Source organism: Methanomethylovorans sp. (assembly GCF_041305605.1).
Taxonomy (GTDB): domain Archaea; phylum Halobacteriota; class Methanosarcinia; order Methanosarcinales; family Methanosarcinaceae; genus Methanomethylovorans.
Map to the genome: position 1 here is coordinate 1 of NZ_JBFYLB010000027.1, position 3,798 is coordinate 3,798.

6 protein-coding genes are annotated in these 3,798 nt (G+C 37.9%); 3 read left to right on the plus strand and 3 right to left on the minus strand.

Going from position 1 to position 3,798, the window contains the following annotated elements; all coding sequences use genetic code 11:
• Positions 1 to 251 precede the first annotated feature (251 nt).
• The gene (locus ACCM36_RS01970; protein WP_370572030.1) at positions 252 to 1,040 is read left to right on the plus strand and encodes a hypothetical protein; all 789 of its coding nucleotides are present in this window, start codon (positions 252 to 254) and stop codon (positions 1,038 to 1,040) included.
• A gap of 44 nt (positions 1,041 to 1,084) precedes the next feature.
• On the opposite strand, the gene ACCM36_RS01975 is transcribed toward ACCM36_RS01970, so the two are convergent.
• Complete coding sequence (locus ACCM36_RS01975; RefSeq protein ID WP_370572031.1) at positions 1,085 to 1,603, minus strand: hypothetical protein; 519 nt, start codon at positions 1,601 to 1,603, stop codon at positions 1,085 to 1,087.
• A gap of 389 nt (positions 1,604 to 1,992) precedes the next feature.
• Between ACCM36_RS01975 and ACCM36_RS01980 the strand changes: the two genes are divergently transcribed.
• Positions 1,993 to 2,373, plus strand: coding sequence for a YnfA family protein (locus ACCM36_RS01980; protein ID WP_370572032.1), 381 nt, complete (start codon positions 1,993 to 1,995; stop codon positions 2,371 to 2,373).
• Complete coding sequence (locus tag ACCM36_RS01985; protein WP_370572033.1) at positions 2,370 to 2,705, plus strand: YnfA family protein; 336 nt, start codon at positions 2,370 to 2,372, stop codon at positions 2,703 to 2,705. The genes ACCM36_RS01980 and ACCM36_RS01985 overlap by 4 nt, the downstream gene beginning before the upstream one ends.
• Positions 2,706 to 2,891: 186 nt before the next feature.
• Here the strand turns inward: ACCM36_RS01985 and ACCM36_RS01990 are convergent, their stop codons facing one another.
• A complete protein-coding gene (locus ACCM36_RS01990) occupies positions 2,892 to 3,041 on the minus strand; it encodes a hypothetical protein (RefSeq protein WP_370572035.1) in 150 nt (49 codons plus the stop codon).
• A 466-nt stretch (positions 3,042 to 3,507) separates the two neighbouring features.
• Positions 3,508 to 3,720: a hypothetical protein gene (locus ACCM36_RS01995; RefSeq protein ID WP_370572036.1), complete on the minus strand. Its 213-nt coding sequence runs from the start codon at positions 3,718 to 3,720 to the stop codon at positions 3,508 to 3,510.
• Between the last annotated feature and the right edge of the window lie 78 nt (positions 3,721 to 3,798).

The following is a 3,798-nucleotide window of genomic DNA, read 5'->3' on the forward strand; positions in this document are numbered from 1 at the left end:
TGCATGTTCTCTAAAATATCTATATGCTAAACCCGGGCTATGTTTGTAGTGATATTTATTTCCCTTAACTTTAACCGGCATTATAGTCACTTTTTATTTTATATAGAATTAAAACAAAATCATAATCTTTATATTATGTTCTGTCGTGCAGTGTGTAGCACATTGCGCTCAAAGACTGACAACACGTACATCATTTGCCTGTTCGATTCTTTAAAACGTTAATTTATCATTTCGATGGTGGGTGGAATGCAGTGCCCGTTGAAGAGAACACCACAATAAAAACGATAGTTGATCAAATTGCCGTTAACATCGGAACCTACAATATGCTAAACAAACGCTATAATCTTGATCATCATTATTTTTTAGTTTCAAGATTTAATGGAATAAACAAAGAGAATGGCCTTAGCAACTGGCTCAAAACATCGGAAGCCAGCAGATCGATTTTCAGATTTCTGACTGATTTCAATATGAATGCCCGTGCCAGTAAGCTCGTTGAGATAAGAACGTTTCAGTTGAACATTCAACAAATATCCAGGAATATAAACATGCAGTGTTTAGAATTTTTTGATATATCTGTCAGTCCATTAACTGCCGTTTGTGGAAATTCAACGGTCGCTAATGAACTGAAAGAACTCTTCAACTACTGCGCAACCCCTGGCAAATTTTCAAAATCAGGTGGCTTCGTCATTGGAAGTAAGGTTTGTCACTGCCTTTTGCCCCACATCTGTCCGATGATCGATGCACATCATATAGGCATTTCTTTGAATCGAATTCATGCTGATGATTATTTTCCTCCGGGAAATTCCTGGGAAGACTATCTTGGTTATTCTCCCCATGGAAAGTTAAATCCCTCTTCCCAGGGAGCAGGCAGGCATTCCTGGAAAGATGACCAATTCCTATGTGCGATCGGTTTTTATGTCCGCATCTATCATGAATGGCAGAAAGAGAATGGAGATCCCGGAATGGATGCCTTTTTAAGACTTGATACGATCAATCATTTTTCCGGTGTACCGAGGGTCATAGAAAAAGCCCTGTGGTAATAACGGAATTCCAAAATATTATATTTAATTTCAGAATACTGTTTCTACACTTTTTTCATGGAATTAATAGCAGCAATCAACTCATCCGGATGTCTGGAGTCAAGGAGGAGACTTTTTCCATTAGTAAGCTTGATCAGCACTTTTTCATGACTGCCACATTGATATGTTGTCTTATTCGGATACGTGCGGATCTTCCAGTTCATAATACCGTCAAGAAGTCCTCCTTTTGACCTCTCATAGGATTCGATGTTATTGAAGGCATAGTGCCTGAATACCCTTTGTGTCGGACGGTATCTTATATGTAGTCCACCATGACGAATTTCAGTGGTCAACTCCATTTTTGAGAAGACAAAACCTATGATGGTAAAGAGAAATACCGGAATGCCTGCTATAATAAGAAGAATTGAAGGGGCTTCAGGAACTGCAGCAAAGATGGACAGAAGGATAACGATAGTCACCAGGATCATTAACCCTGCAAAAGCAAAGAACCACATCCATTTATCAAAATACTGCTTTTCCTGGAAAATGATACCATTCTTTGAATCTGTTTTTAACATGTTCATGCTCAGCTCACTTTTATTATCTTTTGGCAGATAATTTTGGATCATTTCAGTAATTATCTATATATCTTCAATTAATTCTGAGATATGAAAACTAAAGTACAAATAATATTAGTACATATTTATATTAGTACTTAATCGTTGAACAATAACTATCAATGGATGTAGAACATGGCGAGATATTGCAAAGTATGTGGAAGCAAGAGTGGAAGATGTAATCATGTGATACTGGAACTGAACAAAAAGGAAGAAGGTCCGAGTGAACATAAAGATGACAAGCTGAAAAAATGATCGATCATCCAGGTCTAAAGCTCTTTGTACTTCAGCAAAAGGATCACCTTTTCCCCCCATAGCTTCCAAATATTTAAATAAAGCCGCTTCCAGTAACAATTATGAGCTATGATCTCTTGTCCCGGCTAAAATGCCTCTTAGGGGTACAATGTATCTTGTTCACTATCTTCTTGTTTATCCTTGCCGGGATATTTGAAATTGGCGGGGGCTATCTAATCTGGTTGTGGTTACGGGAGAACAAGGACTTCACTTTTGCCATATTTGGTGGCATCGTTCTTTTTCTTTATGGCATAGTGCCCACTTTCCAACCTTCCTATTTTCACAGGATCTATGCGACCTACGGAGGGATTTTTGTGGTTATGTCACTGCTATGGGGATGGTATTTTGACAAAACAGCTCCAGATCTGTACGATACACTGGGAGCTTTTATTATTTTGATCGGGGTTACCATCATATTTTACTGGCCAAGGAAGGATGAATGATCATGATGGATATTGCAATATCTCTTTTGCTCTTTTTCGTTGCAGCACTTTTCGAGATAGGAGGTGGTTATCTGGTGTGGTTATGGCTCAGGGAAAAGAAGAGCTGGACCTATGGCCTTCTGGGAGCTGCAGTATTGTTCTGCTATGGCATAGTACCTACATTTCAGCATGCACATTTCGCAAGGGTCTATGCTGCATACGGAGGGATATTCATTGTTTCCTCTCTGATATGGGGTTTTTATGTTGATAAGAAAAAACCTGATAAGTACGAGATCATAGGTGCATTCATAGCTCTGGCAGGTGTTTTTGTAATGTTCTATATTCCCCGTTGAGCGAGTCTATCCTGAATTAAATGTCCTGGTAGCTCTACAGTGGGATCTGGGCACATTATAAGAACCCGAAATATCGATATAATATGATCAAATGAAAAGATGCTACACCTATTAGAAAGAAAAGAAATGATAACAATAATGCTATCAAAATACGTTTTGCCGAAGGTTTCTCGTTCTGTTCACAGGTCAATGCATGAAATATTCGATGCACGCCCGCTGAACAAAAAAGATCATATTGTCCTTCAATTGTGCTTCTTGTTCTGAAAGCTGTTCTGAATCCAGGTATCTGAAAAAGATTTCCTGGAACTGGAGAAATGTCGTTTTGTCGTTTTCCATATAAATCCCCTCATATGGTAAGTAAGTTATATGTACAATATTAGTATATAAATTTTCACGCAATTACTGCTATCGATTATGCTTAAATAGAGAAAGGTGAACACTTTCATCTTATTTCCATTGATTCAGTCGATATATTGTGCATAATTTGCACTGCATTGGAATCAGACTTATATAGTACGATCTGCCTGTTCCCAGGCAACCATATCCTCATATAGTTAATGAAAATGCCAACTATATTTTTAGTATATAATTACATTACAGTATTTTTAACCAGATTTGATAAAAAACACTATGCAAAAATAAGGGTTATGGCCATATTTCTTAGTACAGATTCATATCGTTTCAATTTATCAAGTTCTCTATGAATGTCTGCTACAGATACATCCAGAAGCATTCTGTTATTAAGGATATGTTTGAGGGTTTCACAATAAGATTCCTCCACAGTTTTTAACTGGGATGGACATTACTCCCTCTTTTCTCTTATTATATCAATGAACTTGGGGAACTGCTGGAGTTCTACCAACATGTAATCCCTGTTCAGACGGTTAATTATGAGGTGCCAGTATAGTTCCTCTTCCTCAGTCATTTCTTCAGGGTCGACTGAATCATGGAACCATTGGGAAAATTCTTCAAATTGCTGGTCTGTCAGCATCTCAATTAACTTTTCAGGTATCATAGGCCTTCCAGCTGACCAAGAGCTCCAAGGTATTTAAACAGAGAGATTTGATCTACCTTTACACCAGCTTTCCCAGAT

Excerpts from the sequence above, each read along its gene's own strand:
- ACCM36_RS01975 (WP_370572031.1), bottom strand. The coding sequence starts at position 1,603 with ATGAACATGTTAAAAACAGATTCAAAGAATGGTATCATTTTCCAGGAA.
- ACCM36_RS01980 (WP_370572032.1), top strand. The coding sequence starts at position 1,993 with ATGAGCTATGATCTCTTGTCCCGGCTAAAATGCCTCTTAGGGGTACAA.
- ACCM36_RS01985 (WP_370572033.1), top strand. The coding sequence starts at position 2,370 with ATGATCATGATGGATATTGCAATATCTCTTTTGCTCTTTTTCGTTGCA.
- ACCM36_RS01990 (WP_370572035.1), bottom strand. The coding sequence starts at position 3,041 with ATGGAAAACGACAAAACGACATTTCTCCAGTTCCAGGAAATCTTTTTC.
- ACCM36_RS01995 (WP_370572036.1), bottom strand. The coding sequence starts at position 3,720 with ATGATACCTGAAAAGTTAATTGAGATGCTGACAGACCAGCAATTTGAA.